Below are 15,876 nucleotides of genomic sequence, written 5' to 3' on the forward strand. Positions count from 1 at the left end.
TTTTATACCTCCCACTTTAACTTATTAAATAGTTTTTTTAAATCTTCAATTTTTTTATTATAGTCATCAACTGTAATATTCTCAAATTCAGATTTAAATTTTACTAATTTCAGCAGATCATTCTTTATAAACACCTTAGCAACTTCACTATTTTTTAACGTCATTATGATTTTATACATTTGGTATGGATTAATATTATATTTTACAGATAACTCATCAATTGTACCTATAAGTTCATTATACAACAAATCATTGTAAACTTTAAATAAAATTTCCTTATTTATTTTAATATCTTCAAAAAAATCATCTATTAAATCAAGTGTTTCCTCTTCGTAAAAATTATATACTTTCTTTGCACTATTTAAAACCTTTTCGTATTCATAGATTCCTGGCAAGAAGTCATATATAAGCACTTCTGAATTCATAAAATCTATCTCATCTACATAAGGACAAACTATAAATTGTGCATCAAATCCATCATTTTTAGAAAAATTGATTTTATAAAAGTCAATAAAATATTTTAATTCATCTAAGGATTTTTTTGATGAAACAAGTATATAACCCTTTTTAAAATAAACAAATTCTTTTAAAAAATTTTCATTTTTGGGTATAAAATTGATACCATCTAAATTACAATAAGACAATTTATTATTATCCATAAATTTTAAATATCTATAATAATTGCTTTTAAAATACTCTGACACCCATCTTGAATGTGGTCTAACTGCTTTTATTAATAATTGTAGATTTTTTGTGTTATTCCACTCATTAATATCTAAATTAAATACAACGTCTATGTTATCCCATTCTTTATCCTTTAACTCTTCATAGCCATTAAAATAAACTCCATCATAAGTTATATTGTCCTTATCTAAAATTAGCTTTAAATGTTTGTTATTGCTTCCAACTGCTCTTTTAGAGAGAACTTTTAAGTTTTCCATATAAAATATTGGTGATGGATTACCAAAACCATAAGGTTCTAACTTTTTTATCTCCTCAGCTGTTTCAAAGGTAATGTCTTCAGAGGACATTTCTAAATCTATATATAGTTTAGGTAAAAACATTTCTACATCCATTTCTTTAGCATATTCATTTAATCTTGCAATAAGCTCACTAATCTTTGATTTTTCTATTGTTAAACCTGCCGCAAGTTCGTGTCCACCAAACTTAACTAATATATCATCACATTTCAATAGATTTTCAAAGAGGTTAAAACCCTCTATACTCCTGCCTGATCCCTTACATAATCCATCTTTATCTTCACAAAGCAGAATTACTGGTCTATGAAAACGTTCTACTAACCTTGACGCAACTATTCCAACTACACCAACGTGCCAAAAGGGTGATGAAAGCACTATTACCCTATCTTTTGTTAAATCGAAATTATTTTGTATCATAATAAGGGATTCATTTAGTATCTCTTCCTCAATCTTCTGACGACTTCTATTTTCTTGATCAAGATATTTAGCAATTTGCATCGCCTTATCTTCGTCAGTTGTTGTAAATAATTCAACTGCTATTCTTGCATCACTTAATCTTCCTACAGCATTTATTCTTGGTGCAATTTGAAAAGCTATTCCATAGGATGTAACTTCACTAATTCCTGCTACACTTTTTAATGCCTTAATACCACATTTTTCACTATATTGAAGTTTTTTTAATCCTTGGCTTACAATAATTCTGTTTTCTCCTGTAATTTCAACAATATCTGCTATTGTACCTATTGCACATAAATCTAAAAATTCTTCAAAACCTGATAAATTATATCTCATCCAAAGAGCCTGAACTAATTTAAAGGCGACTCCACATCCTGCTAAATTTTTATTTGGATATGTACAATCGTGCCTTTTAGGATTAATTACATAAGTATTTGGTATTACATCTTTACATTCGTGATGGTCAGTTATTATAATGTCCATTCCAAGTTCCTTTACATATTCTACTTCTTCAACAGCAGTAATACCACAATCTACAGTAATAATTAAATCAGTTGCAAGCTGTTTAATGTAGTCTATCGCATCCTTATTTATACCATATCCTTCATTTAATCTATCAGGAATATAAAAGGAAACATCCACTCCTAATTTTCTAAAGGCTCTTATTAATATAGACGTACTTGTTATACCATCAACATCATAGTCTCCATAAATAACAATCTTTTCTCTCTTTTTTATAGCTAAATCAATTCTTTCCACTGCTCTATCCATATCCTTTAATAAATATGGATTAAAAAGGTTTTCTATTTTTGGGTTTAAAAAATCAAGAGCCTCTTTAGGTAGACTTATTCCTCTTGAATTCAATAGAGCATTTATTATTCTGTTTTTGTGAAGATTTTGGTTAACCTGTTCTACTTTTTTTATAACCCACTTCTTCATAACACTTTTCCCCTCATTTTAGTTGAAACATATATATTATAAATTAGTTATGAAACTATTTCAATGGGGAAAAGAAAAAATAGTCAGGATAAACCTGACTATTTTTATGCCGTTTTCTTTTCAGTCCATACATACCAAATTGGGCTTGCTATAAATATTGATGAATATGTACCACTTATTATTCCTACAATAAGTGGAAGTGCAAACTCCTTAATTGAAGATACTCCAAATATATATAGTGCTGTTATTGTAAATAAAGTTGTTAAAACTGTATTTATTGATCTTGTAAGTGTTTGACTTATGCTACCATTAACAAGTTCTCTTCTATTATTGAATGTACCCTTTTTACTATTTTCTCTTATTCTATCAAAAACAACTATTGTGTCATTAATTGAGTATCCTAAAACTGTAAGAATAGCTGCTACAAAACTACTATTTACAGGAATTTGTAAAAATACATAAACAGCTATAGTTATTAAAACGTCGTGTATTAAGGCTATTACTGCTGCTACACCAAATCTAAATTCAAATCTTAATGAAATATATATTAGCATTAATACAACTGCAACTAATGATGAATAGATAGCATTTCTTCTTAATTCCTTACCAATTGATGGTCCTATTCTATCTGTATATCTTGGTTTTTCTTGCTTTAAGTTGAATTTGTCCTTTATTTCTTTATAAAGTTGTGGAATTTGTTCATCTGTTATAGCATTACCTCTGATAGTAACCTCATCAGTACCAACCTTTTGGACTTGTGATGATGAATCATATTTTGCTGAAATTTTTCTTATCTCTTCTAAAACACCATTGTCTGGTTCTTTGTCCATTTTAACTGTAACTACTGTTCCACCTTTAAAGTCTATACCTAAATTTAAACCCTTAAAGGCCCACATCAGCATTCCAACTATTATTATTGAAAGTGATATAGCAAACCATATTTTTGTTCTTTCTACTACTTTTAACATCTAAATCCCTCCCCTTATGCTCCATACATTTTTTTGTTGTCAATCCAGTTTGAATTAACAAAATTCTTCAATAGGAACTTTGTTACAGTAATTGCTGTAAACATTGAACATACAACACCTGTCACAAGGGTAAGGGCAAAACCTTTAACTTGACCTGCACCAAGCCACATTAAAACTAAACCTGCAATAATAGTAGTTATATTAGAGTCAAGAATTGATGGTAATGCTCTGTTAAAACCTGCATCTACAGCAGTTCTTAGAGATTTACCTAATTTTAATTCTTCCTTTATTCTCTCAAATATTAGTACGTTAGCATCAACAGCCATACCAATTGATAGTAATAAACCTGCAATACCAGGTAAAGTTAGAGTTGCCTTTAATACTGTTGTGAATATAAGCATTGTAAGCATAATATAAACTGCAAGTGCAAGGTCTGCGATAATTCCAGGAACTCTATAGTAAATTGCCATAAATAGCATTACTAATGCTATACCAATTACAGCAGCCTTTTTACTTGTTGGAATTGCATCTGCACCAAGTGATGGACCTATTGTTTTTACAGTTGCAGGCACTAATTCTACAGGCAATGCTCCTGATTTTATTATACCAGCAAGTCTTTTTGCTTCTTCTATGTCCTTGCTTCCTTCTATTATAGCTTCACCTGTTGTTATAACACTCTTTACTACTGGTGCTGATACACGTTCTTCATCCATATATATAGATATAACTTGGTTTAAATACTTTTGAGTCGCTTCAGCAAACTTCTTAGTTCCAGCTTCATTTAATTTAAGCTGAACAACTGGTTGATTTGTTTGTTGGTTAACTCCAACTGTAGCATCCTTTATATCTTCTCCAGTTATAACAATATCATTGTTAGGTCCTCTAAATGTTAGTTTTCCTGTTTTACCTATTTGTTTTAGAGCATTTTCCGCATCATAAACTCCAGGAATTTCTATTCTTATTCTGTTTTGTTGTGTAACTGTAACAACTGATTCATTAACACCTAAGGCATTAACTCTTAGCTCTATTAGTTGCTTTGTTCTCTCTATAGTTTCCTTTGATACATTATCTCCCTTTATTTCCTCTTCAATATAGACTCCACCCTTTAGGTCAAGTCCTAATTTTGTTATTTCTCCAATTGAACTTATCTTATAATCACCTACTATAAGTCCTGATGATAGTATGTAGGCAAAAAGAACTATTAATACAGATGAAATTAAAAACTTTAGTCTACTTTTTGTCTTAACTTGCATTTAAAATCCCCCTTTCAGATTACAACAATCTTGCATCATTAATTACAAGTTGGAAGTTAGTGTTTAAAAATGCAGCAGCCTTTCTACACATCATCATTCTTGCTAAGAAAATCTCAAAGTATTCCATTACAGGGCATATCTCTATATTTATCTTAAGATTTAATCTTATTATTCTTTCATCCTTAATAATTTCTACCTCTGACTTCTCTGCTGCATAGTTAACTCTGTCGTGTATATCAAATGTTGCAAATTCCTTGTTTCTCACCCTCCCTCTATGTACATCTGTTTTATCTGCTATAATAAGTGCAGCCGCAATATCATTTACAGGATGACCATATTCTTCTTCGTGATTTCCAATTGCCGATGCAATGTATGCAATCTCATCATATTTCATTCCCATTTCCTTTAGTATTCTCATTGCAAGAATTGCACCTGTCTGTCCGTGGTCGTGTCTACTTACAACATTACCAATATCGTGTAAAAAACCTGCAATAGCTGCAAGTTCAACTTCTCTATCCGAATATCCTAATTTTTTTAGGATATCTGAAGCTATATTTGATACTATTGTAGCATGTCTTAAACTGTGCTCTGTAAAGCCCATTGATCCTAAAAATTTGTCACCCTGTTGCATATAGGTTTTAACTTCTTCATTATTTTTAACATCATTTAATGTAATCATATAGCTCCACCTCTTATATTATTCTACGTATACTCTAAAATTCCTGCTAATTTTAGTAAAAGTTTTTTATTACATAAAAAAGGGGATATAGAACCCCCTTTATCATTTATAATCTTGAGCAAGGCTCATATAATTTATTGCAGACTGCCTTATGTGTTCTATTTCTTCATCCGTAAGCTGTCTTACAACCTTTGCAGGAGTTCCCATTACTAAACTCTTTGGTGGTATTTCTTTGCCCTGTGTAACTACAGAACCTGCCGCAACTATTGAATCTTCTCCAATAACTGCACCATTTAATATAACTGCACCCATTCCAATAAGACATCTATCCTTAACCTGTGCACCGTGTACTATTGCATTGTGACCTATTGTAACATAATCTCCAATTAGCGTTGGAGCATTTTTATCTGAGTGAAGTACGCAACCATCCTGTATATTAACACACTTTCCTATAGAAATTTTATTTATATCTCCCCTTAAAACTGCCCTATACCAAATGCTGCTTCCTTCTTTTACTTCTACTTCACCTATTATATCTGCTGATTCGGCAACAAATACATCCTGTGCAATTTTAGGAAGTTTTTCAAAATAGTTTCTTATCATTTTTATTCCTCCATAAGTTTAGCTTTTATAGCTATTGCACATTCAACCCTCTTCTTCATCATTTTACAACCAAGTTCGTATGGTATGTGTATATCTTTATTGAAGCTATAGTTATTTGCTTGACAACCTCCTGAACAATAAAATCTTGCCCAGCATTCCATACATTTTGGCTTATTATATATATGTCCATTTTTAAAGGTTTTTATTAGTTCATCATTTGATATTCCATCAAAAACATTTCCTAATTTAAACTCTTCATTGCCTACAAACTGGTGACAAGGATATATATCTCCGTCTGGAGTTACTGCAACATATTCATATCCTGCACCACAACCTGAAATTCTTTTATAAACGCAGGGTCCCCCATTTACATCTATATTGAAATGATAGAATTTAAATCCCTTTCCTTGTTTTTCTCTATTTACTATCTCTTCTGCTAATTTATCATATTGTTCAAATATTGTATCTAAGTCTTCTTCTCTTAAAGAAAGCGGATGCTTGTCTTCAAGAACTACAGGTTCAATCGATATTTCCTTAAAACCTTCATCTGCAAGCATCATTACATCATTATAAAAATCAAGATTTTCTCTCGTGAAGGTTCCTCTTACATAATATTGCTTTCCTTCTTTTCTTTTTTCAACCATTGCCTTTATTTTAGGTAATATATCATCAAAGGTTCCAGTACCATCATATCTTATTCTTATTTTATCATTAACTTCTTTTCTTCCATCAATGCTTAAAACTACATTACCCATATTTTCATCTATAAATTCCATTTTTTCATCATTAAGCAATGTAGCGTTTGTTGTTATTGTAAATCTTATATTTTTTCCTGTTTCTTTTTCTCTTTTTCTTGCATATTCTACTATTTCTTTAACAGTATTAAAGTTCATTAGTGGTTCTCCACCAAACAAATCAATCTCAACATTTTTTCTTGGACCAGCGTTTTCTATAACAAAATCTACTGCCCTTTTTCCTACTTCTGGTGACATAAGCTTTCTTTCTCCCTTATAGTCCCCCTCTGAAGCAAAACAGTACTTACATTTTAGGTTGCAATCGTGTGCTATATTTAAACACATAGCCTTTATATAAGATGGCCCATTATCATTTAATATTATATTTTTATATGGATCTTCAGTATAAAGTAAACCTTCTTCCTCTAACTGTTTTATTTCGTTATATGCTTCCTCTATTTGTTCTTCTGTATACTTGTCTTTTAAATTTAATAGAATTTCACTTAAATCCTTATATTTATAATAATCTAATACATCATAAACAATATCATCAACAATATGAATTGCTCCACTATTTACGTCTATTACTATGTTCATTCCCATTTGTTTAAATTTGTGTAATTTCAACGTTTTTTCCTCCTTATTTTATAGTTAAAAAGCAGTAACATAAGTTACTGCCATTGATTATCTATTCTCGCATTCAAGGTTTGCAACTGTACAAGAAGTTTTACAAGCTGATTGGCATGAGTTTGCACACTCTTTACATCCTGGTTTTGCTATACTGTTCTTAAGAGCACCCATGTTTATTGTCTTTATATGCTTCATGTCTACTCCTCCTTTTTTTATGCTTTACACTTTTATGATTATAACACATTAAAAGTTTATACTCAAGAGTAAAAAGTATTTTGTGCATAAAATGTTAATATTAACTTAACTAAGTCATATTTTTCATCTTATCTATCTGCCAGAATAATACCAATAAGTCCAGAGAAAATTCCTATAGCCAAAGACATAATTAGCATAATTACTAATCCTTTAAAATGTATGTTACCCTTTTGTACAAATAAGGATACCATTCCTACCACAACCATATAAAGTATTCCTATTATACCGCCGTGAAGATAACCCTTTGTTTTAATTTTAAAGCATCCATATAAAGCTGCATAAACAATGCTAAGCACTGTTATTATAAATGTAACTGTATCTATGTGTTTTGGATCTAAATTAGAATAATGAAATACCACTGCTGTTATTAAAAGTAATACAATTGATAAAATTATTCCTCTAATTATTGATTTTAAATAAATTATTGGAATATTTTCTTTAATATCTTGTTTTGACATTGAACCACCCCCATATTAATTATATGAGGGTGGCTCAATTATTTATGATTAAAATGTCCACTTACCTTCATTGTATCCGTACTTTTCAAAGAATTCCTCCTTGAAATCAAGAAGTCTATCTTCCATAATAGCCTGTCTTACATCCTCCATAAGCTTTAATAAGAATCTTAAGTTATGTATTGTGGTAAGTCTTGCACCTAATATCTCCTTTGCCTTAAATAAGTGTCTTATATATGCTCTTGAATAGTTTTTACAAGCATAACAATCACATTCTTCATCAAGTGGTCTAAAGTCTTCTGCATATTCTGCATTTCTAACAACCAATTTACCCTTGCTTGTAAATACTGTACCATTTCTTGCTATTCTTGTTGGAAGAACACAGTCAAACATATCGACTCCTCTTATAACACCCTCTAAAAGAGCATCTGGGCTACCTACACCCATCAAATATCTTGGTTTATTTTCTGGAAGAAGATGAACTGTCCAATCTAAAACTTCATACATTATATCCTTTGGTTCACCAATACTCAATCCTCCAACAGCATATCCTGGAAAATCAAGCTTTATCATTTCCCTTACACTTTCTTCTCTTAAATCTCTATACATTCCACCTTGAATTATTCCAAATAAAGCTTGCTTTTCTGTATTTTTATGAGCCTTAAGACATCTCTCTGCCCATCTTATAGTTCTATAGAGCGAATTTTTAGCATAATCATAATCACAAGGATAAGGCAAACATTCATCAAAGGCCATAATTATATCTGCACCTAATGCATTCTCAATCTCTATTGCCTTTTCTGGTGAAATGAAATGTTTAGAACCATCAATATGGGATCTAAAGGTAACACCCTCCTCTGTTATATCCCTCAACTGACTTAAACTAAATACCTGAAACCCTCCACTATCTGTAAGTATTGGCCTATCCCAGTTCATAAATTTATGTAGGCCACCAGCCTTTTCAACCAACTTTTCACCTGGTCTCATATATAGGTGATAAGTATTACTTAATATAATTTGAGCACCTATTTCCTTTAACTCCTCAGGGGTCATTGTTTTTACTGTTGCTTGTGTTCCAACAGGCATAAATATAGGTGTTTCAATAACCCCGTGTGGAGTATGAAGCCTTCCAAGTCTTGCTCCCGACTGTTTACAAGTTTTTATTAGTTCATATCTAATTGCTCCCATATTTCTCCTCCTATTTTATAAACATTGCATCTCCAAAGCTAAAGAATCTGTATTTTTCCCTAACTGCTGTATTATATGCATTTAGAACCTTTTCACGTCCTGCCAGTGCACTTACAAGCATTATAAGCGTTGATTCAGGTAAATGGAAGTTAGTTATTAGGCAATCTACGCACTTGAAATTATATCCTGGGTAAATAAAAATATCTGTCCAACCACTTTGTGGTTTTACATATCCATTTTCATCTGATGCTGTCTCTAATGTTCTGCAGGATGTTGTTCCAACTGCTATAATTCTTTTTCCATTCTTTTTTGTATTATTTATAATTTTTGCATTTTCCTCATCTATCATATAAAACTCTGAGTGCATTTTATGTTCTTCTATATTTTCAACCTTTACTGGTCTAAAGGTTCCAAGTCCTACGTGCAGGGTTAAATATGCAATTTTTACACCTTTATTTTTAATTTTTTCTAAAAGCTCATTTGTAAAGTGTAGTCCAGCAGTAGGTGCTGCAGCTGAACCTTCAACCTTTGAATACACGGTTTGATATCTTTCCCTATCCTTTAGTTCAGCCTTGATATAAGGTGGAAGAGGCATATTACCTAATCTATCTAATATTTGCTCAAAAACACCCTCATATTTAAACTCTATAATTCTACCACCTGATTCTGTATTATCTAAAACCTCACAGCGTAATTCTCCATCACCAAAGATAAACTTTGAACCTATTCTTGCCTTTTTACCTGGTTTAACCAATGTTTCCCATTTATCCTTATCTATTCTTTTTAAAAGAACAAATTCAACATTTGCTCCAGTATCTTCCTTTACACCAAACAATCTTGCGGGAATTACACGACTGTTATTTAAAACTAAACAGTCTCCCTCATTTAAAAACTCAATAATATCTCTAAATATTCTATGCTCAATTTCACCAGTTTTTTTATCTAAAACCATTAACCTTGACATATCTCTTGGTTCAATTGGTGTTTGTGCGATTAATTCCTCTGGTAAATCAAAATAAAAGTCCTTTACATTCATTAAATCACCTCTAAATATAAAGTTAGTAATTACAATAATTATTATTCATTATTTTTCTTCAAATTTAGATGTTTATATGCTGCTTCTGTTGCTATTCTTCCCCTTGGTGTTCTACTTATAAATCCAATCTGTAATAAGTATGGTTCATATACATCCTCAATTGTATCGCTTGATTCTCCTACACAGTAGGATAAAGTATCAAGTCCTACAGGACCTCCTCCAAATTTATTTATTATTGTTAAAAGCATCTTTCTATCCAAATTGTCTAATCCTAATTCATCTACATCTAATAAATTTAGAGCCTGAACAGCTATTTCATAGTTTATAACACCATCACCTTTAACCTCTGCAAAATCTCTAACCCTTTTTAATAATCTATTAGCAATTCTTGGTGTTCCCCTTGATCTCTTTGCAATTTCAGTTGCTCCCTCTAATGTTATTTCAGTTTTTAGTATTTTTGAAGAACGTATTATTATCTGTGTTAAATCCTCTACATTGTAATATTCAAGTCTGCATATTACACCAAATCTATCTCTTAATGGTGACGTTAGCATACCTGCCCTTGTAGTTGCTCCTATTAATGTAAACTTTGGTAAGTCAATTCTTATAGAACGTGCACTTGGCCCCTTTCCTATTATAATATCAAGAGCAAAATCCTCCATAGCAGGATATAATATTTCTTCAACACTTCTATTTATTCTGTGTATTTCATCTATAAAAAGAACATCATTCTCTCCTAAATTTGTAAGAATAGCCGCCAAATCTCCTGCCTTTTCTATCGCTGGGCCAGATGTAATTCTAAGACCAGCTCCCATCTCATTTGCTATTATTGATGCAAGGGTTGTTTTACCAAGTCCTGGAGGTCCATATAACAAAACGTGGTCTAAGGATTCCCTTCTATTTTTTGCTGCCTTAATGAAAATGTCAAGCTTTTCTTTTACCTCTCTTTGTCCTATATACTCACTTAATGTCTTTGGTCTTAAACTTCCCTCTATATCTAAATCTTCATATTTTAAATTTGAAGCTACTATCCTATCCTCCAATTTTATTCACCTAACCTTTCATTAACACCTTAAGCGAAAGCTTTATAATATCCTCCAATGAATTAGCTTGACTTGAAACCTTTGATACCGCAAAGAAGGCTTCCTTTCTTGAATACCCTAAGGCCATAAGAGCACCTATTGCCTCATTTTCATCTAATCCATTAATATCAATAGTTTCTTCATCCTGTTCTCCTTGTGTTAAATCAACATCCTTAAACTTATCCTTAAGTTCCAATATTATTCTTTGTGCTGTCTTCTTTCCTACTCCCTGAGCCTTTACAATCATCTTCTCATTATTTGTAACTACAGCTAATATAAAGTCCGAAGCCGTAACTGTTGATAAAATTGAAACTGCAGCCTTTGGGCCTACACCTGATACAGAAATTAACATCTTAAATATATTTAATTCTTCTTTATTTAAAAAACCATAAAGTACATTTTCATCTTCTTTTATTTGTTGATATGTATATATTTTTATTTTTTCATTTTTATTTTGTAGCTTTTGGATATCTCTATGGGTCATACAAATCTTATATCCAATATCATTGCACTCTAAAACTACACCATCATCAAGTATTTCATCTACTATCCCCTTAATGTAGTATATCATATATTTCACCTCATCTCATCATAAAAAAATTACTCATATTGTTTGTGTGTGCGTGACATATAGCAATAGCAAGTGCATCTGCAACATCATCCGGCTTTGGTATTTCCTTTAAGTTTAATAAAACCTTAACCATCTGCTGTATCTGTTTTTTATCAGCTCGTCCATATCCTACTACTGCTTGCTTTACCTGAAGAGGGGTATATTCATAAATGGGTATTTTATTCTTTTGAGCTGCCAAAACTGCTACGCCTCTTGCTTGACCAACAGTTATTGCTGTTTTGGCATTTTGATTAAAGAATAGTTCCTCCAGTGCAAATGCATCTGGATTATATGTTTTAATTATTTCATTTAATTCATCATATATTATTTCAAGCCTTTGAGGCACATTATTTTTAGTTGTTGTTGTAATAGCTCTATAATCTAAAACACTAAATTTATTCTGCTTGAATTCAATTATTCCTATCCCAACAATCGCAATTCCTGGGTCTAAACCTAATATTATCATAATATCCTCCTGTACGAAAATTTGTTCGAATTTGATTATAGCAGAAAAAAAAGAGGATGCAAAGAGTTTGCATCCTATGAATCTAAATCTTCGTTTATAAAATCCTCCATCTCCTCATATGTCCTTTTTATAATTCCTCTTTTTAAGTCCTCTTGTTCCTGTTGGGGCAAGCTTTCAACACTAATATCTGTTGATTGTTTTAACTGAAGATTTCCATATTCATCGGTTTGATAAATATATACCTTTCCTTCATTTTCAAGGGCTATAAAAACTTTGGGAGGCCAAGCATTTTCAATGTTCTTTGTAATAATAACCTTTTCTGATGTAAAGTACTCAACATTATAACCCTGTCGTCTAAAATAATTTTCTGCATATTCCTTGTCTGCCCCAAGCAATTCATCATTAGGAATAATGTTTTCTTCGATTGTAAAATACCCTACCCTTGTATAAATGTCCCTTTTGATAATCCTTGTTTTTTCGTTAATTATATTCTCTGGCAGTTGCACCGCTGTTTTTGCAACTACATTATCCTTATTATTTTGCTTTCCGATATACCTTTGCATTGTAAAATAACCTGTAAAAAAACTTGCTATTGAAATTAATATAATTGCTATGAATATGTAAACTTTTCTATAAAGCATAATATCCCTCCTTAGAGGGATATTATAACCACTAAACTATTATTTTATTCATTTAATTTAAAAATTATTCTCCCCATCCTTCTGGGAATTCTGCATTATGCCATACATTTTGAACATCGTCATTTTCCTCAAGTCTATCAAGCATTTTTTCAAACTTTTCAGCAGCTTCTCCACTTATGCTTGCATATGTTGTTGGTACCATTGATACTTCTGCAGAAGCAAATTCTATTCCATTCTTTTCTAACGCCTCTCTCACAGTAGAAAAATCCTCGGGGGATGTAATTATTTCATATACGTCTTCTTCTGATGAAAAATCTTCTGCACCCGAATCAAGTGCCAACATCATTAATTCATCTTCGTCCAGACCTTCCTTCTTTTCAACAATAAGTACACCCTTCTTTTCAAATAAGAAGGATACACAACCTGTTGTTCCAAGGTTACCACCAAATTTTTCAAATGTATGTCTTACTTCACTTGCAGTTCTATTTCTGTTGTCAGTAAGTGCCTGAACAATAACTGCAACTCCGTTTGGGCCATATCCTTCATAAACTATTTCTTCATAATTTACATTTCCTAATTCTCCTGATGCCTTCTTTATTGCTCTTTCTATATTATCCATTGGCATATTATTTGCCTTTGCCTTTGCTATGGCATCTCTTAGTCTTGAATTGGCTTCAGGATTGGCTCCTCCTTCTTTTACTGCAACAGCAATTTCTTTACCTAACTTTGTAAAAATTTTAGCTCTTATTGCGTCTTGCTTACCTTTTCTATGCTTTATATTAGCCCATTTTGAATGACCAGCCATTTTCTTATGCCCCCTTAACTTAAAATCCGAATATATATTTTACCACTAAAATTATCTATTATCAAGTGCCGAGGGCCTTTAAACTAAAAATCAACCATAACACACCTTCCATAAACAACCTGCATTCCGTATTTTTTAGCCTTTTCTATAACCTCAAAACTTTCAGCTCCTGGTTGGAACCACACATATTTAATTCCAACCTCAGCGGCTTCATCGATATATCCTTCTCCTCTTACAGGATTTATAACCATATTTATTGCCTCTATTTTTTCTGGAAGCTCCTTAAGGGAGACATATGTTTTTTGTCCATCCACTTCCTTTCCAGATGGATCTACTGGATACACCTTATAGCCCTTATTCTTTAAAAAATTATATATTTTGTATGCAAATTTTTCTTTATTTGAAACACTTCCAATCACTGCCCAAGTTTTTATATTTTTAAATTCTTCTATCATTGTGGCACCTCCATAATTTTACCTTCTTCATCAACAAAACAGGTAACACCTTCTTCTTTTACTTTAATTATATCATTGCCATTAAACATTTCAATCAAATCTTGTCGAATTTTCTGAAATTCATCGTTAAAGGCCATTATTTCTAATGTAACTACTTCTGTAAACTCTGTATTTCTTATTACTATATTTCTTTTACTTAGATAATTGCTAACCTTACCATATTTATCATAATCACATACAATATTAAACACTACAGCTTCAGATTCCTTTACTTTTCCTGCAGCATCTACACCCTGTTTACAGGATGCACCATAGGCTCTAACAAGACCACCCGCTCCTAATAAAATTCCACCAAAATATCTTGTTACAACAACTGCAACATTATTTAAGTTTTCTCTTTTTAAAACCTCAAGGACTGGTGGACCAGCAGTACCTTGTGGTTCTCCATCATCTGAATATCGCATTGAGATTCCGTTATTTGTTATGTAGGCATATACATTATGTGTAGCATCCTTATATTTTACCTTAATTTCGTTTATAAAGTTCATTGCCTCTTCTTCGTTTAATACCCTCTTTATATTACAGATAAAAATAGAACGTCTTTCCTCCATCTCTACTTCCACTTGTTTTTTTACAGTATAAAAATCTTTAGACATCACATCTACTCCCTTCTATCTCCATTAAAGCCATCTCTGCTGCTTTTATTATATATTCCTTCTCATTTCTATCATTTAATATATCCTGTAAATACTTAACTGCCTTTTTGCTTTTTATTTTTCCAAGTGCCTTAATTGCATATTGTTTAACCTGAGGTCTTTTATCCTTTAAAACAGCAATTAAAGAATCTTCAGCTTCCTTTGCTTCTATTTTTCCTAATGATGAACAGCATATTCTTTTTATATTTCCATCTGTACACTTCAAAAATGCCATAATAGGCTGTATTGCCCGTTTAGATTTTAACTCACCAAGAAGCCATATAAGGAAAAGGCATTCATCTCTATTTACAGAAAAAAGGTTATCTATAGCATAATTCTCAAGACCTTTTTTCTTTTGTTCATCCAATCCCTCCAAAAGAAGAACTCTTTCTTTTCTATTACACTTGTATAGATTGTTAATAATTTTTTCAGGATTTTCCCCGAGCTCCTGCGTTCTATATTTTATTCTACATTCAATTATTTGTCTTTCAACTATATTTTTTTCAATACCTCTTATTTTTGATATAGTACTAATATCTTTTCCTTCTTTATAAAGAAGGTAGCTAATATCAGCATCACTTAATAAATCAATATTTTCCCAAGATAAATTCTTCATATCATCACCTATTTTAATATCAGAAGTTTCGCAGATTAAAAAATAAATAGGGCGTAGCCCCTTGATATGTAATGGTTTAGATGAATAATAATTGAAATATGTAAATTCCGATTTTTACTGGAAAAAATTTAGGGTTTAAAAATGAAAACATCCTTTCTATAATGAATTTTGCTACAAACCCAATAGAAAGGATGTTTTGAGATGAACAAGCGTTATTTAAAACAAATGCTCACCTACTTCTCTAAGGTATACCATCTTGGAGAAAAAATCAAGGGGTTAAAAGATGGAAGAATAAATCCTCAAATTGAAACTTCAACTATTTCATTTATA

General features: G+C 31.5%; 18 protein-coding genes. All 18 read right to left on the reverse strand.

Annotation, left to right across the window (positions count from 1 at the left end):
- Positions 1 to 2: 2 nt before the first annotated feature.
- Positions 3 to 2,375 carry a single-stranded-DNA-specific exonuclease RecJ gene (gene recJ, locus BUB63_RS05965; protein ID WP_073248453.1) on the reverse strand — a complete coding sequence of 791 codons (2,373 nt, stop codon included), beginning with the start codon at positions 2,373 to 2,375 and terminating at the stop codon, positions 3 to 5.
- Between the two features lie 104 nt (positions 2,376 to 2,479).
- On the reverse strand, positions 2,480 to 3,343 hold the full coding sequence (gene secF / locus BUB63_RS05970; protein WP_073248455.1) for a protein translocase subunit SecF: 864 nt from the start codon (positions 3,341 to 3,343) through the stop codon (positions 2,480 to 2,482).
- Between the two features lie 14 nt (positions 3,344 to 3,357).
- Entirely contained in the window at positions 3,358 to 4,596 is a 1,239-nt protein-coding gene (secD, locus tag BUB63_RS05975) for a protein translocase subunit SecD (protein WP_073248456.1), read from the reverse strand.
- A gap of 19 nt (positions 4,597 to 4,615) precedes the next feature.
- Positions 4,616 to 5,275 carry an HD domain-containing protein gene (locus tag BUB63_RS05980; protein ID WP_027308040.1) on the reverse strand — a complete coding sequence of 220 codons (660 nt, stop codon included), beginning with the start codon at positions 5,273 to 5,275 and terminating at the stop codon, positions 4,616 to 4,618.
- 102 nt (positions 5,276 to 5,377) lie between these two features.
- Entirely contained in the window at positions 5,378 to 5,878 is a 501-nt protein-coding gene (locus tag BUB63_RS05985) for a gamma carbonic anhydrase family protein (RefSeq protein ID WP_027308041.1), read from the reverse strand.
- Between the two features lie 2 nt (positions 5,879 to 5,880).
- Positions 5,881 to 7,239, reverse strand: a complete 1,359-nt coding sequence (scfB, locus tag BUB63_RS05990) for a thioether cross-link-forming SCIFF peptide maturase (protein WP_027308042.1) — start codon at positions 7,237 to 7,239, stop codon at positions 5,881 to 5,883.
- A 57-nt stretch (positions 7,240 to 7,296) separates the two neighbouring features.
- Positions 7,297 to 7,437 carry a six-cysteine ranthipeptide SCIFF gene (scfA, locus tag BUB63_RS05995; protein ID WP_018662320.1) on the reverse strand — a complete coding sequence of 47 codons (141 nt, stop codon included), beginning with the start codon at positions 7,435 to 7,437 and terminating at the stop codon, positions 7,297 to 7,299.
- Positions 7,438 to 7,565: 128 nt separating this feature from the next.
- Complete coding sequence (locus BUB63_RS06000; protein ID WP_073248457.1) at positions 7,566 to 7,955, reverse strand: TIGR04086 family membrane protein; 390 nt, start codon at positions 7,953 to 7,955, stop codon at positions 7,566 to 7,568.
- Between the two features lie 48 nt (positions 7,956 to 8,003).
- Entirely contained in the window at positions 8,004 to 9,140 is a 1,137-nt protein-coding gene (tgt, locus tag BUB63_RS06005; protein WP_027308044.1) for a tRNA guanosine(34) transglycosylase Tgt, read from the reverse strand.
- A 10-nt stretch (positions 9,141 to 9,150) separates the two neighbouring features.
- The gene (queA, locus tag BUB63_RS06010; RefSeq protein ID WP_073248458.1) at positions 9,151 to 10,176 is read right to left on the reverse strand and encodes a tRNA preQ1(34) S-adenosylmethionine ribosyltransferase-isomerase QueA; all 1,026 of its coding nucleotides are present in this window, start codon (positions 10,174 to 10,176) and stop codon (positions 9,151 to 9,153) included.
- A 41-nt stretch (positions 10,177 to 10,217) separates the two neighbouring features.
- Positions 10,218 to 11,219: a Holliday junction branch migration DNA helicase RuvB gene (ruvB, locus tag BUB63_RS06015; RefSeq protein ID WP_027308046.1), complete on the reverse strand. Its 1,002-nt coding sequence runs from the start codon at positions 11,217 to 11,219 to the stop codon at positions 10,218 to 10,220.
- Positions 11,220 to 11,229: 10 nt separating this feature from the next.
- Positions 11,230 to 11,829, reverse strand: a complete 600-nt coding sequence (gene ruvA, locus BUB63_RS06020) for a Holliday junction branch migration protein RuvA (RefSeq protein ID WP_027308047.1) — start codon at positions 11,827 to 11,829, stop codon at positions 11,230 to 11,232.
- A gap of 10 nt (positions 11,830 to 11,839) precedes the next feature.
- Positions 11,840 to 12,334 carry a crossover junction endodeoxyribonuclease RuvC gene (ruvC, locus tag BUB63_RS06025; protein WP_027308048.1) on the reverse strand — a complete coding sequence of 165 codons (495 nt, stop codon included), beginning with the start codon at positions 12,332 to 12,334 and terminating at the stop codon, positions 11,840 to 11,842.
- A gap of 74 nt (positions 12,335 to 12,408) precedes the next feature.
- On the reverse strand, positions 12,409 to 12,975 hold the full coding sequence (locus BUB63_RS06030) for a BofC C-terminal domain-containing protein (RefSeq protein ID WP_027308049.1): 567 nt from the start codon (positions 12,973 to 12,975) through the stop codon (positions 12,409 to 12,411).
- A gap of 64 nt (positions 12,976 to 13,039) precedes the next feature.
- Positions 13,040 to 13,780: a YebC/PmpR family DNA-binding transcriptional regulator gene (locus tag BUB63_RS06035; protein WP_027308050.1), complete on the reverse strand. Its 741-nt coding sequence runs from the start codon at positions 13,778 to 13,780 to the stop codon at positions 13,040 to 13,042.
- Positions 13,781 to 13,863: 83 nt separating this feature from the next.
- Positions 13,864 to 14,235: a CoA-binding protein gene (locus tag BUB63_RS06040; protein ID WP_027308051.1), complete on the reverse strand. Its 372-nt coding sequence runs from the start codon at positions 14,233 to 14,235 to the stop codon at positions 13,864 to 13,866.
- Positions 14,232 to 14,891 (reverse strand): YigZ family protein, encoded by a 660-nt coding sequence (locus BUB63_RS06045; protein WP_027308052.1) that lies wholly within the window; start codon positions 14,889 to 14,891, stop codon positions 14,232 to 14,234. The genes BUB63_RS06040 and BUB63_RS06045 overlap by 4 nt, the downstream gene beginning before the upstream one ends.
- Positions 14,884 to 15,546 carry a HEAT repeat domain-containing protein gene (locus BUB63_RS06050; protein WP_027308053.1) on the reverse strand — a complete coding sequence of 221 codons (663 nt, stop codon included), beginning with the start codon at positions 15,544 to 15,546 and terminating at the stop codon, positions 14,884 to 14,886. Before BUB63_RS06050 ends, BUB63_RS06045 begins: the two co-directional genes overlap by 8 nt.
- Positions 15,547 to 15,876: the final 330 nt, after the last annotated feature.

The organism is Caloramator proteoclasticus DSM 10124 (assembly GCF_900129265.1).
Classification (GTDB): Bacteria; Bacillota; Clostridia; order Clostridiales; family Caloramatoraceae; genus Thermobrachium; species Thermobrachium proteoclasticum.

Excerpts from the sequence above, each read along its gene's own strand:
- recJ (WP_073248453.1), bottom strand. The coding sequence starts at position 2,375 with ATGAAGAAGTGGGTTATAAAAAAAGTAGAACAGGTTAACCAAAATCTT.
- secF (WP_073248455.1), bottom strand. The coding sequence starts at position 3,343 with ATGTTAAAAGTAGTAGAAAGAACAAAAATATGGTTTGCTATATCACTT.
- secD (WP_073248456.1), bottom strand. The coding sequence starts at position 4,596 with ATGCAAGTTAAGACAAAAAGTAGACTAAAGTTTTTAATTTCATCTGTA.
- BUB63_RS05980 (WP_027308040.1), bottom strand. The coding sequence starts at position 5,275 with ATGATTACATTAAATGATGTTAAAAATAATGAAGAAGTTAAAACCTAT.
- BUB63_RS05985 (WP_027308041.1), bottom strand. The coding sequence starts at position 5,878 with ATGATAAGAAACTATTTTGAAAAACTTCCTAAAATTGCACAGGATGTA.
- scfA (WP_018662320.1), bottom strand. The coding sequence starts at position 7,437 with ATGAAGCATATAAAGACAATAAACATGGGTGCTCTTAAGAACAGTATA.
- BUB63_RS06000 (WP_073248457.1), bottom strand. The coding sequence starts at position 7,955 with ATGTCAAAACAAGATATTAAAGAAAATATTCCAATAATTTATTTAAAA.
- tgt (WP_027308044.1), bottom strand. The coding sequence starts at position 9,140 with ATGGGAGCAATTAGATATGAACTAATAAAAACTTGTAAACAGTCGGGA.
- queA (WP_073248458.1), bottom strand. The coding sequence starts at position 10,176 with ATGAATGTAAAGGACTTTTATTTTGATTTACCAGAGGAATTAATCGCA.
- ruvA (WP_027308047.1), bottom strand. The coding sequence starts at position 11,829 with ATGATATACTACATTAAGGGGATAGTAGATGAAATACTTGATGATGGT.
- ruvC (WP_027308048.1), bottom strand. The coding sequence starts at position 12,334 with ATGATAATATTAGGTTTAGACCCAGGAATTGCGATTGTTGGGATAGGA.
- BUB63_RS06030 (WP_027308049.1), bottom strand. The coding sequence starts at position 12,975 with ATGCTTTATAGAAAAGTTTACATATTCATAGCAATTATATTAATTTCA.
- BUB63_RS06035 (WP_027308050.1), bottom strand. The coding sequence starts at position 13,780 with ATGGCTGGTCATTCAAAATGGGCTAATATAAAGCATAGAAAAGGTAAG.
- BUB63_RS06040 (WP_027308051.1), bottom strand. The coding sequence starts at position 14,235 with ATGATAGAAGAATTTAAAAATATAAAAACTTGGGCAGTGATTGGAAGT.
- BUB63_RS06045 (WP_027308052.1), bottom strand. The coding sequence starts at position 14,891 with ATGTCTAAAGATTTTTATACTGTAAAAAAACAAGTGGAAGTAGAGATG.
- BUB63_RS06050 (WP_027308053.1), bottom strand. The coding sequence starts at position 15,546 with ATGAAGAATTTATCTTGGGAAAATATTGATTTATTAAGTGATGCTGAT.